We start from the raw sequence: 14,905 nt of genomic DNA on the forward strand, positions 1-14,905 counted from the left end.
AAATGAGGAAATTAAATGGCACTTGAAACGAATACGGATTTACGCAACAAGATGATCTATTCCGTCTTTGTACGTAATTATTCTAAATCTGGAAAATTTTCAGCAGTGACTGCTGATTTGCAACGTATCAAAGATTTAGGAACCGACATTCTGTGGTTATTACCAATTAATCCGATTGGTGAAGTTAACCGGAAAGGCACGTTAGGCTCACCTTATGCAATTAAAGACTATCGGGCCATCAATCCGGAATATGGGACGTTAGATGATTTCAAAGCACTGACTGAAAAAGCCCATGAATTAGGCTTAAAAGTCATGCTGGATATCGTTTATAATCACACTTCACCTGATTCTGTCTTGGCAACGGCACATCCTGAATGGTTCTACCATGACGCTGATGGTAATTTGAGTAATAAAGTTGGCGACTGGAGCGACGTTAAAGATTTGGATTATGGTCATCATGACTTATGGCAATATCAAATTGATACGTTGGTTTATTGGAGTCAATTTGTCGATGGGTTCCGTTGCGATGTTGCACCATTAGTTCCACTTGATTTTTGGTTAGCAGCGCGCAAGCAAGTTAATGCCAAGCACCCAGGAACCTTGTGGTTGGCGGAATCTGCTGGCACCGGCTTTATTCAGGAATTACGGGCACAAGGGTTCACCGGTTTATCCGACAGTGAACTTTATCAAGCCTTTGACATGACTTATGATTACGATGTGTTTGGCGATTTCAAAGATTATTGGACTGGCCAAGCCACAGTTGATCACTATATCGACTTACTGCAGCGGCAAGATACTTGGTTCCCAGCCAACTATCTGAAGATGCGGTTCCTTGAAAATCATGACAATGCGCGGATGATGAGTCTGATGCATAGTGATGCGGAAGCTATTAATAATTTAACGTGGATCTTCCTCCAACGGGGCATTCCGTTGATCTATGCAGGCCAAGAATTCTTGGCAGAACATCAACCGTCCTTATTTGATAAAGATATCATTGTTGATGATCGTCATGGTGATATGACGGCACTGATTCAAAAGTTAGCAGCTATCAAACGGTTACCAATCATGCGGGCCGATGACTATCAATTGGCCGTTGTGACTGACGGCATCATTAAAGTGACCTATCGCGGTGACGGTGAAGAACTGGTTGCTTGGTTACCATTGAAGGGTCAAATGACCACGGTTAAAACGGACTTAACCGCTGGTGATTATGACAACTTATTAACGGCTGAAAAAGTGACGGTTACGGCCGGAGAATTAGCCGTTAAGGGGCAACCAGTACTAATTAAACACACAATTAAAGCGACAACTGGCAAAGTTGCCGATCAATCAAACTAGCTGTTAATTCAGCTTTGTTTTAGCAGAAAAAAGCAACCGGTTGCGGCCGAGTTGCGTATAGGACGTTCTTAGAAACGACAGACAAGGGAGTGGCTTTCGATGGTTGAAATGAATCTTGAACACATTTATAAAAAATACGAAGGTAACGAAAAGTATTCTGTTACCGATATGAATCTTGAAATTAAAGATGGTGAATTTGTCTTCTTCATCGGACCATCTGGCTGTGGTAAATCAACCACGTTACGGATGATCGCTGGTTTGGAAGATATCACTAAAGGCGACTTGAAGATGAGTGGCCAAATCATGAACGATGTTGAACCTAAGAATCGTGACATTGCCATGGTCTTCCAAACTTACGCGTTATACCCAAATATGACCGTTTTCGACAACATGGCTTTCGGGTTACAAATTCGGAAGACTTATACGCCTTCTGAAATTAAGAAGCGGGTCGATAATGCTGCGGAACAATTGGGACTAACGGATTATTTACAACGTCGCCCGGCGAACTTATCTGGTGGGCAACGGCAACGGGTCGCGTTAGGCCGGGCAATTGTTCGTGATGCTGGGACCTTCTTACTTGATGAACCCTTATCAAACTTGGATGCCAAGTTGCGGGTCGACATGCGGACGACGATCGCCCAAATGCACCAACGTTTAAAGACTAACATGATCTATGTCACTCATGATCAAATCGAAGCGATGACCATGGCCGATCGAATCGTCATCATGAATGATGGGAAGATTATGCAAGTTGGGACCCCACATCAACTTTACAATGAACCAGTTAACCAATTCGTGGCTGGATTCATGGGGTCGCCATCGATGAACTTCTTTGAAGCAACATTGCATGATGGTCGGGTGAGTGATGGTAAAGGCCTCGATGTCGCAGTCCCAGAAGGTCGTCTCAAGACCTTAGGCGCCTACAACGGCAAGCATATTACCGTTGGGATTCGTCCAGAAGATATTCATGCTGAAAAAGTTGCGTTAGATGCTATGGCTGATCAAGTCGTTCACACCAAAGTCGTTGTTTCTGAATTCTTAGGTGCCGAAACCATGTTGTATTGCACGGCTGGCCAATCGAAGTTCACGGCACGAGTGGATGCGCGTGATTATCGTAATCCTGGTGAAAACGTGGATGTCGCTTTTGAAATGAGCAAAGCCCACTTCTTCGATCCAGAAACTAAGGACGTTATTCGCTAATAAAGCGGGGTATTTTAGGAGGACGCGAAAAAATGAAACGTATTTTTGAAGTTAACCCGTGGCACGTCATCAGTCATGAATTAGTGCCGACGGATAAACGATTACAAGAAAGTATGACCAGTATCGGGAATGGTTATATGGGCATGCGGGGCATGTTCGAGGAACATTATTCTAATGACACCCTGAAAGGGATTTACATCGGTGGTGTCTGGTATCCAGATAAGACGCGGGTCGGCTGGTGGAAAAATGGCTATCCCGATTACTTCGGGAAAGTGATCAACGCAGTCAATTTTATCAAAGTTAATTTGACGATTGATGGTGATCAAGTTGATCTTGCCAAAGATGATGTCAGCGATTTCACGATTGATTTGGATATGCACACCGGTGTCTTACGGCGATCATTCATCGTGACTAAGGGTGAAAAACGGGTCCAATTCATGATTGACCGGTTTGTCAGTGTGGCTCAAAAGGAACTTTTCGATGTGCATTACAGTGTTCATAATTTGAGTGATGAACCCGTTCAGATTGGCTTCATTTCACAAATTGATGCGGATGTCTTCAATGAAGACGCCAATTACGATGAACAATTCTGGCAAGTGCTCGATAAAAGTCATGCGGTGACTGGCGGCAGTTTAGTGGCTGAAACCAAGCCAAATGACTTCGGCACGCCCCGGTTTACTTTGGGCATGCAAATGATGCACGTGACAGATTTCCGCGGCTCGAATGCGCCAGATACCGAAAAAGCGGTAACCAATATTTTCCGTGGGACACTGGCTGCTGACGAGACTAAGAATTTTGAAAAACGGGTCGTGGTTGTGACTTCACGGGATTATCCCGATATGTCAGCTTTACGATCAGGAATGGCGAAATTAGCCGAGACTGTGCATATGCAAAGTTACGAAGACTTGCTCAATGCGCACGTTGCCGTTTGGGAAAAACGTTGGGAATCTGCGGATGTTGCCATTGAAGGTGACGATGCGGCGCAACAAGGGATTCGTTTTAACTTATTCCAATTGTTCTCCACTTATTATGGCGAAGACAAACGCCTGAATCTGGGACCAAAAGGGTTCACTGGTGAAAAGTACGGTGGCGCGACTTATTGGGACACTGAAGCCTTTGGCGTGCCATTCTACCTGTCATTAGCTAAGCCTAAAGTGACCGAAAACTTGTTGGAATATCGTTACAATCAATTGGACGGCGCTTTCCACAATGCCAAGATGCAAGGCTTAGATGGGGCGTTGTTCCCAATGGTCACGTTTAATGGGATTGAGTGTCATAACGAATGGGAAATCACCTTTGAAGAAATTCATCGGAATGGGTCCATTGCTTATGCGATTTATAATTATACCCGTTACACCGGGGATGAAACTTACTTGAAAGAAAAAGGTATCGATGTCTTGACCGCTATTTCACGGTTCTGGGCTGATCGTGTTCACTTCTCCGAACGTAAGCAACAGTATATGATCCATGGTGTCACTGGTCCTAATGAATACGAAAATAACGTTAATAATAACTGGTATACGAACTTCTTGGCGCGCTGGACGTTACAATACACGCTGGCCAGCTTGAAGAAAGTTACCGATGACAAACGCACGGCGTTGGCAGTTAGTGCCGACGAATTAGCTAAGTGGCAAGATATTATTGACCGGATGTACTTCCCACATGATGATGAACTTGGCATCTTCGTTCAAAATGATACTTTCTTGGATAAAGACTTGAAGCCAGCGTCATCGATTCCAGCGGATCAACGACCAATTAATCAACACTGGTCATGGGATCGTATCTTGCGGTCACCATATATCAAGCAAGCGGATGTGCTACAAGGCATCTACTACTTCATGGATCACTTTACCGCTGAGCAAAAGAAGGCTAACTTTGACTTCTACGAACCCTTAACGGTTCACGAATCTAGCTTGTCACCAGCCGTTCATGCCATTTTAGCTGCGGATCTGCATTATGAAGATAAAGCAGTTGAGATGTATCAACGGACAGCCCGTTTAGACTTGGATAACTATAACAATGATACGGTCGATGGCTTGCACATTACGTCGATGACCGGTTCATGGTTAGCGATTGTTCAAGGCTTTGCTGGCATGCGGGTCCGTGATGGCAAATTATCCTTCGCGCCATTCGCACCAAAGGAATGGTCACATTATCAATTCCATATCAATTTCCGAGGACGGTTATTGAAAGTTGATGTTGATCATAAAAACACCAGCGTTGAATTGGTTAGTGGCGAAGCATTAACGATTGAATTAAATGGCAAAGATGTCATCTTAAAAGATAAGGTTGCGGCAAATACTGAAGCTTGATTTCGACGCGTCCGTATCTTGCCGGAATCAAGATTTAAACCTAGAATGACCCTGTCGTCGTTCTAACCTACTCCTAAACGAAGGCCGACACTGTGATGGTGTGGGCCTTTTTTAGGTTTTAGTGGATCTTAATTGGCTTTTGACGGTAGTAAGCTTACCAATATTCTTTTCCAATTTTTTAGCTTAAACCAGATGTAAAAGCGTACACTTTCTTACTGAAGTTTTCATATAATAACCCCAGGCTCATTTTTTTCTCTAAACTTATATTGCTGTGAAACGTGTGCCAAAAAGTGGAGCTTGCCACATGTTGGTGAAAAGCTTGTGGGGGGATGCCTAAAGAGTGGTGCAGACATCGTGGGTCACAGCTTGGATAAAGTATAGCCGTAATAGAACGTGATAAACGCTGCTATTGCGGCTTTTTTGATGGGACGACTGATTAAGGGGCAAAACCGAAGTGCAGGCTAAATAATCCGATTCTTGAGACCGAGGCAGGTTTTCCGAAAATAAAACATCGCTGTCTCGGGAGCAACAACGATGTTTGATGGAAATATTAAAGTCACGTCCAGTAACGTTGTGTTGGCTGAGGAATGTTTCCGCTGACCAAAGTGATTCTCTGATGGCTGTATTGCATATTAAATAGGTGGCAGAAAACCGTTGATTTCAAGTAAAGGATGAGTGTTCATAGCAGGCACTTAGTCACAGAAATGGTTACAGATCCTTCACGAAAAACAGCGACTCTCGGTCCGGGTAATCGTAATGAATTGGCACCGCCGTTCGCGGAATTTCAGCAAAGCCGTGCTTCCGGTAAAAATGATGGGCACGCAGACAAGCCGCCGGGGTATCCAACAGAATGTGTTGCAGGTGACTGTCGCTCGCCGCAGTTAATAAGGTGGCAAATAACTGATTGGAAACGCCGTGAGCGGTGCCACGATAGTCTTGATGGACGAAAAACTTTTTGAGCACACCGTATTGATTATCTTCTTGCAGCAGGCCAATCGTGCCGACCACGTCGTCCGTTTCGTTGACGGCCAGCCAGAAGCCACCTCGGCCATTGAGGTAGTGACCCGGAATGTCAGCCATGTCGGGCTGTTCTTCTAACGATAGATCGACCTTATTGTCAAAGTTCTGGAGATACAAGATCAGGGCAATCACTTGGTTGCGGTATTTAGGCGTATACGATTTGATTTGCATAGTAATCCTCTCTTTTCGGACCCATGATTGACAGGCATTAGGTTATTTCCTATACTAGGTCACAGTAATTATTCAGTCTAGTCAAAACTTTCGAATTAATAATTCGATAATTTCGATGGTTCGGGCCAAGAAAGGGGACGTTACAATGGATATCAAGGCACTCAAGACGCTTCGGGCAATTGCAGAGACTGGTAGTTTTCAGGCCGCCGCTAATCAATTGAATTATGCTCAGTCGACTGTGACGTTTCAGGTCCAACAGTTGGAACGAGAACTGGCATTACAACTCTTTGAAAAAGTTGGTCGCAAGATGGTGTTTACCCAGGCTGGTAAGGACCTTCTGCCAGCAATCGATAATATTTTGGGAACCGTGACCGCCATGAAAAATTATGGCAAAGCTACCGCCGCATTCACGGGTGACCTACGAATTGCAATTCCGGATACCCTATTGACGTACCGGATGCAGCCGTTTCTGAAGGCCTTCCACGCTGCAGCACCGGCCGTGCAACTTTCCTTACAGATGGCCAACTGTTTCGCGATTCCCCAGCGGGTCACTAACGGGACGGTTGATGTGGGCGTACATTACGACGTGGGTAGCTACGGACCGAATCTGGTGGTGGGACGGTTGCGGGACTTTCCACTAGTCCTGGTAGCCAGTGGTCAACGAGACCCAGCAACGGTTAATTTACAAGTCAGTCACCAGCGCCTAGATTGCGCGCTGATTACTGATGACCGGGAGAGCATTTATCACAAGCGGTTCTCCGCGGCAATTGCTGAACGGGACATTAGCTTTCCGCATTTTTTGGAGATTGGTAGCGTGGAGGCCGTGAAACAGAGCGTAATCAGTAATCTGGGGGTGGCTTACCTACCCAAGTTTGTGGTTCAACCGGAATTGGACACTGGGCAGCTTCAGGTCTTACCTACGGCGTTTGCCCACGAGACGCTCACGGCAGTTTACGTTTACCGGAAGAATAAAGAGCAGTCATCCTTGTTTACAGAGTTTATTCAGTCGTTAGTGACGGCATTTACGGACAAAAATAAGTCTAAAAATTCAAGTGGATTCGGCTATGACTAAATTAGGTGCAACGCAAAAAGGCTCAACGACCGTCGACAGTCGTTGGGCCCTTTTAATCGGTTACGAACTCGCAAGCTGAGTTCTAAAATACCTCAGGGGGTGGTGCGTTTGTTTCACTATTAACTATAGCTAATCAATGCATAGTTTTGATGAAGCTTGTGTATTGAAATTGTAAAGTCGGGACTTTGGGCCGTTTTTTCTAAACGATTCTCTTAATCACAAGCTTTTAACCAAATCAGCTGACTGGCAAAATCATGAGTTGCGGGTGGTAGCGTCAAACCAACTTGATTTAAAGTTTGTCCAGAGAACTGCTGAGCATTGATAAGATAGTGGCACTGTGGCTCTAAATAGTGTAAAGGCAATGGTGTGGGCACTTTGACGGCCGAACTGAGTCCACTTGTGTAGAATAAGAGGGCTTGTTCGCGCTGTGGTGTGACGAGTAACCATGCTTGGCAGGGCGTTTTGCGCCAGTCACGTAGACGATAGAACCGGGCTTGGGTAAAGCTCGGTTGCCACAGTTTGACTTGTTCGATCTGAGTGCGAACTTGTTGTCGTTCGGGACCTGTTAAACAATTAAGTGCCATCTCGAAGCCTAGGTTACCGATGCTTGCCAAGTTTAAACGGGTCTGTAAATCAGTGACGCGGCCATTTTGACCATTGGGTGAGGCCGACACGTGAGTACTGAAACAAGTTGGTGGAAAGAGATAACTAAAGCCATTTTCGATGACAGCACGATCAACGGGATCGGTGAGGTCGCTCAGCCAAGTTTGATTGGTATAAGCTAACATGCCGAAATCCAGCCGACCGCCACCTGCGGAACAATTTTCAATGATTAACTTTGGAAAACGAGCACGTAGTTGTGCCAGTAGCGCATAAAGCCCTAAAACGTAACGATAATAGAGCTCGCCCTGCTGGTTGCTGGGTAAGGCTTCGTTGCCGACCTGGGTTAAATGCCGGTTCATGTCCCATTTTAAATAGTCCAAATGATTGTTTTCAATTAGCTTGGTGATTGTTGCTAACAAATGTTGACGGACCGTTGCTCGTGACAAATCTAGTACCAGTTGATGGCGCGCCGTAATTGGCGATCGTTGCTGATAATGCAAGGCCCAATCTGGGTGTGCCTGATAGAGCTGACTGTTGGTGGTCACCATTTCTGGCTCAAGCCATAAGCCAAATTTTAGGCCTTTTTGATGCGCTAAATCAGCGAGGGGCCGTAAGCCTTTAGGAAACTTGACTGAATCTACTTGCCAGTCGCCTAATTGACCATTTTCGCCATGGCGGTTAACAAACCAGCCATCATCGACTACGACTAACTGAATGCCCAAGTCATCGGCCTGTTGGATGGTTTGGCTGACTGTGGTTGCTGTAACGTTGAAAAGTGAGCTCTCCCAAGTGTTGACGGTGATGGGGGCTGGGACGAGACTTGGCTGTATTTGATTGCCGAAGTCGTGGAAGACTTGTGAGAGACCGTTAAAACCGGCATCTGACCAAGCTAAAGTGGCTTCGGGTGACTGAAAACTTGTTCCGGGGGTCAGTTGCCATTGGAAAGTTGTGGGTTCTAGACCAATCGTTAAACGGGTGTGGGCATATTGATCGACTTCTACGGCGGCCTGAAAATTACCACTCCAGACAAGGGCGGTGCCCAAGACGTCACCACTAAATTCGGTGGTTTGTGGCCGGGCTAATCCCATAAATGGTTGTTGTTGTGGGCCACTGGTTCCACGCAAACTACGCTGACATTGAATTCCCGGTCGCAAAGGCGCCAGAGTCGGATTAGCTTCGTGCGCGTGGGTGCCACTGAAAGTTAATGCTTCATATTGGTCATCAGGCAAATCGAGCTGCAGACTATTAGCCGTTTGGATAGTGAGCGGCTGTGTCCCTGAATTGGTGAGCGTTGTGCTACGTAAAATTAACGCCGATTGGTCAAAAAGGGTATAGTTTAACGCTAATTTAAGCCCTGATACCGTGTCAGCTAAATGCAGGGTTAAAGTGGTCACAGCGGTAGTTGGTGCGACGGTTTGCGGGAACTGATCTGGATTAATCGGGTGGTCTGAAATGGTCATATCGGTATAAGTTAAAATTGGCAATAGTTGGCCCACATTATTTTCAATCAAATAACCCGGTTGGCGATAATCGCCGCTACCGATCGTCGAATATTCCAAAGGGAGCGAGGTGACTGAATAAGGAAATGCTGAACTAGGATCTACGGCGAAGGCATGATTGCCAGTTGGTAATGGGGGTAACGTTGTGGCATCAGCCAAAGTTGCGCCAAAGTAGCGTTGAACGGGATAACGCTGGTCGAGAATCTGAATCACATAACTGATCTGGTCATTATAAAGGTTAATTAGACCAGTCTTTTTGTCAACTTTAATGGGCATGGTCGATCCTCCTATCGGTTCATTATTTGGAAATGCTTCAATGGTAATAGTCAAAACGTGCGATGAAAAACTACTGGGACTGGCAGTTTCTAATCACACGTTTCAATACTAATTTAAGCATACAGAGACTAAGTGTTCACTTGTCGCTCCGGCTGGTCTGGACTGGTGCTGGAACGTGGTGGCCACGTTTGTGAGCCAAAGGGCGGTCTCACAAGCCGGGCTTTTCCTAAGCTGGAGGTGCACCAGCAACCGAAACGTGTTCGGTCCAACTGCCCCCTCCGCTTACTACGCCATCACAACCACTCGGAAAACCGCCGGGTAATTGTAATGGCTAGGTAAATGCTCAGGAGCAACCCGTTGGTCCTCACACTCTAAAAAATTTCACCACTGAGCATCATCCAGCCCAACCTACGCTAAATAGTGAGTCTGATATTAATTGGCTTTTTGTCGGGTTCTGACTTTACTATTGTCTAAATTACAATCACTATTTGACGTCGTAGTGGACCAGTTCGTTCGCCGTGTCGAGACACTTAGCTGGGTGATATTCCCAGGTTAGTGTCTGGCCGACTTTTAAGACGTGGACTTCCGGCTTGAAAGCGCCCTGCAGACCGCTTTTTGGCTGCAGGTCTGCCTCACAGCGAACGTGCTGGTCCACGGAGACGGACAATTAAGAACCTATTTTAAATAATTAAATTGCTGCGGCGACGCCAGTTTGAGCAGGCTCGGTCAAAGCGACTACTTGATCACCAGCTGTGACTTGTTTGGCCGTCAAACGTTCAACATTGGCATAGTCAGCGGTATTCGTAATCACTAACATAACCGTTGGATCGTAGTTAGCCGCCTTCAAAGCTTTAACATCGAAAGTCCCTAATAAGTCACCCTTGTGGACGGTATCGCCTTTCTTAACCTTGGTCGTGAAATGTTCGCCATTTAAGTTGACAGTATCGAGACCCAAATGAATCAATACTTCGGCACCATCAGTTGTTTTGATGCCATAGGCGTGCATGCTGTCATAAGTGACGGTGATAGTCCCATCGGCCGGCGCTAAAACTTGATCATCTGTTGGGATGAAGGCCGCGCCTTTACCCATGATTTCTGCAGAGAAGACTTGGTCGTTAACATCGCGTAAACTTTCAGCAGTCCCACTAACAGGGGCAACCAATACTTCATCACTAACCAAACTAGCGGCTGGTGTGACCGAAGCATCAGTTGTTTCAGCTTTATCAGAATCGTCGCCTAAAGTTCGTTTGGCATAAACAAAGGTTGGAATAAAAGCGATGATAAAGGCAATAACAGCACTTAACATGAACGCTGGAATTGATTTGGAAGCAATTGAGATGAACCCAATGACGGAAGCAGGTCCCATGGCAACGGATAAGACGTGGAATAGCCCTAAGAAGACACAGGCAATCCCAGAAGCAATCGCACCGAAGACAAAGGGGTATTTCATTTTCAAATTGACCCCGAAGATTGCGGGTTCAGTAATTCCAAGTAAGGCTGACAGGCCGGCAGAAGAAGTCAATGCCTTTTGTTTTTGACTCTTAGTGGCAAAGAAGATGGCTAAAGTTGCGGCACCTTGTGCAATGTTGGCCATGGAAGCTACTGGGAAGATAAATGACCCACCAGTTTTGGCAACGTTGGCTAAGAGCTGCGTTTCAATTGCCGGGAACGTTTGATGTAGACCGGTAATGACGATGGCTGAATAGAGGAGTCCGAAGATCCCCATGCCGATCCAACCAGTAGTGTTGTAAAGACCAACTAAGCCGTTTGTTAACCAGTCACTAACGGTCCGTAAGACGGGGCCGACAATCGTGAAGGTTAAGAAACCGGTGATCACAATGGCAAACATGGGGGTAAACGTAAAGTCGAAGGCCCCTTTGATGTGTTTGTGGAAAAACTTTTCTAAGGTTGCCAAGATGAAAGCAACTGCTAAGACTGGTAAAACTTGACCTTGGTAACCGGCTTGAGAGATGTGTAAGCCAAAGACGTTCCAATAAGGCATTTTACCGGCAGCCATGGTTGCGGCAACACTGTAACCATTAACTAAGGATGGTAAGACCATGATCATCCCCATGGCCGCACCTAGATAAGGATTACCACCGAATCGCTTGGTAGCTGAAAATCCCAGCAAAATTGGTAAGAAGGTGAATGGCGCACTTGCCATGGCGTTGATCATTTCGGCGATCCCTTTTAAACCGGGATAAACTTCAACGATGGATTTTGCCATGAAAAGATGTTCAGCAGTCAAAACGTTGTTCAAAGCCATTAATAGCCCACCAGCGACTAACGCTGGAATAATAGGAATAAAAATATCTGATAGCACTTTAAGAAAGTCCATTAATGGATTGCGTTTTTGACCGGCGCTGGCGACCGCTTTAATATCGTCGGGAGTGGCTTCTTTCAAACCGGTTGCAGTGATGAGGGCATCGTAGACATGATCAACATCCCCAGGGCCAATGATGATTTGATATTGACCGTTTGTTTCAAAAGTCCCTTTAACATCGGGATCATTGTCTAATGCTTTTTGATCGATTTTTGACTCATCCTTGATAACTAACCGTAATCGAGTTGCACAATGGGCAGCTGCTTGAAGGTTGTTTTTACCAATTGCGGCTAAGACGCGGTTCGCAACTTCTTGATGGTTCATTTAAGACCACTCCTTTTGATTTTGACTAATTTAAATTTTCGTTTTGCAAGCGCTTTACAAATCCAATCATAACAAGTTTTAAATTTATGTCAAGCGTTTACCACAAAAACATTTTGGCTCAAAAAAGACGATACCACCGACACTTTGTCATAAAACATCAAGAATTTAATATAAAAATGATAAACGTTTGACATATCGATGAAAGCGGTTTTATAATGGAGCTAACTTAAATTCGTCGTGTAAAGGAGTTTTAACTAATGATCTGGAATCGTGAAACGAGATATACCCCTTATAAAGCTTGGCCTAAGAACGTCTTACCAGTTTTAAAAGCGCAAGCTAAACGGTCAAAATGGCGGCTACAACATCATATTCAACCAGCTTCCGGTCTTTTGAATGATCCGAACGGGTTTACCTATTTTAATCATCAGTGGCATTTGTTCTATCAAGTTTTTCCATATGGCCCCGTGCATGGCCTGAAAGCTTGGCAACATGCCACTTCAACGGACTTGATTCATTGGCATGATGAGGGTTTGGCGATCCAACCTGATTCCAAATACGATTCACATGGTGCATACACGGGGACGGCGTTGCCTGTTGGTGATCAGTTGTTCATCATGTATACCGGTAATGTGCGCGACGCTGAATGGCAGCGACATTCCTATCAGATAGCGGCTTGGATGGACCAAGCTAATCAGGTCAAAAAAGTTACCCCACCAGTGATTGCTGCAGCGCCGGCGGGGTATACGACCTCATTTCGTGATCCACATCTTTTTGAGCGAGACGGCCAATACTACGCGTTGATTGGTGCGCAGACGACCGCTGAAGTGGGGGCAATCCTGCTTTACCATAGTTCAGATTTGGCGCAGTGGGATTTTCAGGGTGAACTTAATTTACCTGCCGAGTTACGTGGTTATATGGTTGAATGTCCAAATCTAGTTCAGATCGATGGTCAACCCGTGTTGATCTTCTGTCCACAAGGCTTACCACAGACCACGTTGGCTTATCAAAATATTTATCCAGATGTTTATTGGGTTGGGGAAAAATTCGATTTGCCGCAAGCTCAATTCACTGCTGCTGGGCTGCCAAATCAATTAGATGCTGGTTTTGATGTCTATGCGACCCAAGCAGTTAATGCGCCAGATGGTCGGGCACTCGCGATCAGCTGGATTGGGTTGCCAGAAATTGCTTACCCGACGGATGCTGAAAATTGGGCCCACTGTTTGAGTTTAGTGAAGGAATTGACTTTAAAAGATAATCATTTATATCAGAATCCCGTTGCTGAAACGACACAGTTACGTGGCGCTTCACAACCGCTACAAGCGACGGTTAGCGGCTTGACCGGTGCTTTTGAAACAGAATTTACATTGGCTGCGGATGAACAAGTGACGCTAAAAGTTGCGACGGCTGATGCGCAACACTATCTGGCCGTTAAATTGGACGCTCAAGCGGGAACGGTGACGATTGATCGCCAACAGACCGGTCATCCGTTTGCCGAAAAATATGGTCAGACCCGGACCGCTCAAGTTCGGCCGCACGCCGCACTGAAAATTCGGCTCATCATAGATGTCTCGGTCTTTGAATGCTATATTGATAATGGGTATACCACCATGACCGGTCGATTCTTCTTGGATGATGCCCCGACCCAGTTACGTTTAACTGGGCAAGTTGGGGCGATCAGTGGGACGGTCTGGAATTGGGATAAATAAGGTGTTATTGGAGCGGTTTGAATGAAACCAAAATTAAACGACGTGGCGCAACTTGCCGGCGTCTCAGTAACGACAGTCTCGCGAGTCATTAATGACCACGGCTATCTGAGTGAAAAAACCAAGCAAAAAGTTTTTGCGGCGATGCGTGAGTTACATTATCAACCAAATAATATGGCTCGTTCGTTGCAAGGAAAGAATACACAACTTGTTGGCTTGATTTTTTCAGATATCAGCAATCCGTTTTTTGCGGAGCTGGTTTCTCGCATTGAAAAGTTACTCTTTGCGAAAAATTATAAAGTGATTTTATGTAATAGTGCGGATGATCCGCAAAAAGAACGCGATTATTTGCAAATGTTGATGGCAAATCAAGTGGATGGCATCATTGCTGGAGCTCATAATCTGGGTATTGAAGAATATAAACAGTACGGCTTACCCATTATTTCGTTTGACCGTTACTTATCGGACAATGTGCCGATTGTCAGTTCAGACAACTTTAATGGTGGCTGGTTAGCGGCTCAAACGCTACAACAGGCTGGCGCCGACAAAATTGCGATTTTCACAGGTAAAAGTCATGCGGGTTCACCGACAAATGGCCGTCGAGAGGGTTATGAAGCGTATTTGAAGCAACACGGCTTAACGCCGCACGTCCATGAATTGCCGTTTGAACTGTCGCCAGCCTTAAAAACGATGGAGATTCGGACAATTTTAGAAAATCATGCTTATAATGGGGTCTTTTGCAGTGATGATCTGACCGCGTTGCTCACAGCGAACGTGGCCCAACAGCTGAAACTAGCGGTGCCAGCGACATTACGCCTTGTTGGGTATGATGGCACCGCCTTGATTCGAAATTACCATCCTAACCTCACAACCATTGCGCAACCACTAGCCGATATTAGTACGTTACTCGTATCGTTGCTGTTACAGCGGATTGCGGATGCCAATTGTAAGCTAGAACCGAAATACACTTTGCCGGTTAAGCTAATCAAAGGCACAACGGCTTAAACTAACGGTTGCGACAGATCAGTACTAAAAGAATCTATTAATGAAAATAGTGAAACAAG

General features: G+C 45.5%; 9 protein-coding genes. 6 read left to right on the top strand and 3 right to left on the bottom strand.

Annotation, left to right across the window (positions count from 1 at the left end):
• Window positions 1–15 precede the first annotated feature (15 nt).
• The 3 genes from RA086_RS00775 to RA086_RS00785 all read left to right on the top strand — a co-directional run bounded on the left by RA086_RS00775 (window position 16) and on the right by RA086_RS00785 (window position 4,850).
• Window positions 16–1,338 carry an alpha-amylase family glycosyl hydrolase gene (locus RA086_RS00775; protein WP_308702026.1) on the top strand — a complete coding sequence of 441 codons (1,323 nt, stop codon included), beginning with the start codon at window positions 16–18 and terminating at the stop codon, window positions 1,336–1,338.
• Between the two features lie 99 nt (window positions 1,339–1,437).
• Window positions 1,438–2,538 (top strand): ABC transporter ATP-binding protein, encoded by a 1,101-nt coding sequence (locus RA086_RS00780; RefSeq protein WP_308702027.1) that lies wholly within the window; start codon window positions 1,438–1,440, stop codon window positions 2,536–2,538.
• Between the two features lie 32 nt (window positions 2,539–2,570).
• Window positions 2,571–4,850, top strand: coding sequence for a glycoside hydrolase family 65 protein (locus RA086_RS00785; RefSeq protein WP_308702028.1), 2,280 nt, complete (start codon window positions 2,571–2,573; stop codon window positions 4,848–4,850).
• A gap of 708 nt (window positions 4,851–5,558) precedes the next feature.
• Here the strand turns inward: RA086_RS00785 and RA086_RS00790 are convergent.
• Window positions 5,559–6,041, bottom strand: coding sequence for a GNAT family N-acetyltransferase (locus tag RA086_RS00790; RefSeq protein WP_308702029.1), 483 nt, complete (start codon window positions 6,039–6,041; stop codon window positions 5,559–5,561).
• 145 nt (window positions 6,042–6,186) lie between these two features.
• Between RA086_RS00790 and RA086_RS00795 the strand changes: the two genes are divergently transcribed.
• A complete protein-coding gene (locus tag RA086_RS00795) occupies window positions 6,187–7,113 on the top strand; it encodes a LysR family transcriptional regulator (RefSeq protein WP_308702030.1) in 927 nt (308 codons plus the stop codon).
• A gap of 212 nt (window positions 7,114–7,325) precedes the next feature.
• Here RA086_RS00795 and RA086_RS00800 read toward each other — a convergent pair whose 3' ends face one another.
• Both RA086_RS00800 and RA086_RS00805 read right to left on the bottom strand, forming a co-directional pair.
• Window positions 7,326–9,491 carry an alpha-galactosidase gene (locus tag RA086_RS00800; protein ID WP_308702031.1) on the bottom strand — a complete coding sequence of 722 codons (2,166 nt, stop codon included), beginning with the start codon at window positions 9,489–9,491 and terminating at the stop codon, window positions 7,326–7,328.
• Window positions 9,492–10,179: 688 nt separating this feature from the next.
• Entirely contained in the window at window positions 10,180–12,138 is a 1,959-nt protein-coding gene (locus tag RA086_RS00805) for a sucrose-specific PTS transporter subunit IIBC (RefSeq protein ID WP_308702032.1), read from the bottom strand.
• Window positions 12,139–12,395: 257 nt separating this feature from the next.
• Here RA086_RS00805 and RA086_RS00810 point away from each other — a divergent pair, with 257 nt between their 5' ends.
• Window positions 12,396–13,844 carry a sucrose-6-phosphate hydrolase gene (locus tag RA086_RS00810; RefSeq protein WP_308702033.1) on the top strand — a complete coding sequence of 483 codons (1,449 nt, stop codon included), beginning with the start codon at window positions 12,396–12,398 and terminating at the stop codon, window positions 13,842–13,844.
• A 21-nt stretch (window positions 13,845–13,865) separates the two neighbouring features.
• On the top strand, window positions 13,866–14,846 hold the full coding sequence (locus RA086_RS00815; RefSeq protein ID WP_308702034.1) for a LacI family DNA-binding transcriptional regulator: 981 nt from the start codon (window positions 13,866–13,868) through the stop codon (window positions 14,844–14,846).
• Window positions 14,847–14,905: the final 59 nt, after the last annotated feature.

The organism is Lactiplantibacillus brownii (assembly GCF_031085375.1).
Lineage (GTDB): Bacteria > Bacillota > Bacilli > Lactobacillales > Lactobacillaceae > Lactiplantibacillus > Lactiplantibacillus brownii.

Coding starts and splice junctions, on each gene's coding strand:
- RA086_RS00785 (WP_308702028.1), top strand. CDS start 2,571: ATGAAACGTATTTTTGAAGTTAACCCGTGGCACGTCATCAGTCATGAA.
- RA086_RS00795 (WP_308702030.1), top strand. CDS start 6,187: ATGGATATCAAGGCACTCAAGACGCTTCGGGCAATTGCAGAGACTGGT.
- RA086_RS00810 (WP_308702033.1), top strand. CDS start 12,396: ATGATCTGGAATCGTGAAACGAGATATACCCCTTATAAAGCTTGGCCT.
- RA086_RS00790 (WP_308702029.1), bottom strand. CDS start 6,041: ATGCAAATCAAATCGTATACGCCTAAATACCGCAACCAAGTGATTGCC.
- RA086_RS00775 (WP_308702026.1), top strand. CDS start 16: ATGGCACTTGAAACGAATACGGATTTACGCAACAAGATGATCTATTCC.
- RA086_RS00780 (WP_308702027.1), top strand. CDS start 1,438: ATGGTTGAAATGAATCTTGAACACATTTATAAAAAATACGAAGGTAAC.
- RA086_RS00800 (WP_308702031.1), bottom strand. CDS start 9,491: ATGCCCATTAAAGTTGACAAAAAGACTGGTCTAATTAACCTTTATAAT.
- RA086_RS00805 (WP_308702032.1), bottom strand. CDS start 12,138: ATGAACCATCAAGAAGTTGCGAACCGCGTCTTAGCCGCAATTGGTAAA.
- RA086_RS00815 (WP_308702034.1), top strand. CDS start 13,866: ATGAAACCAAAATTAAACGACGTGGCGCAACTTGCCGGCGTCTCAGTA.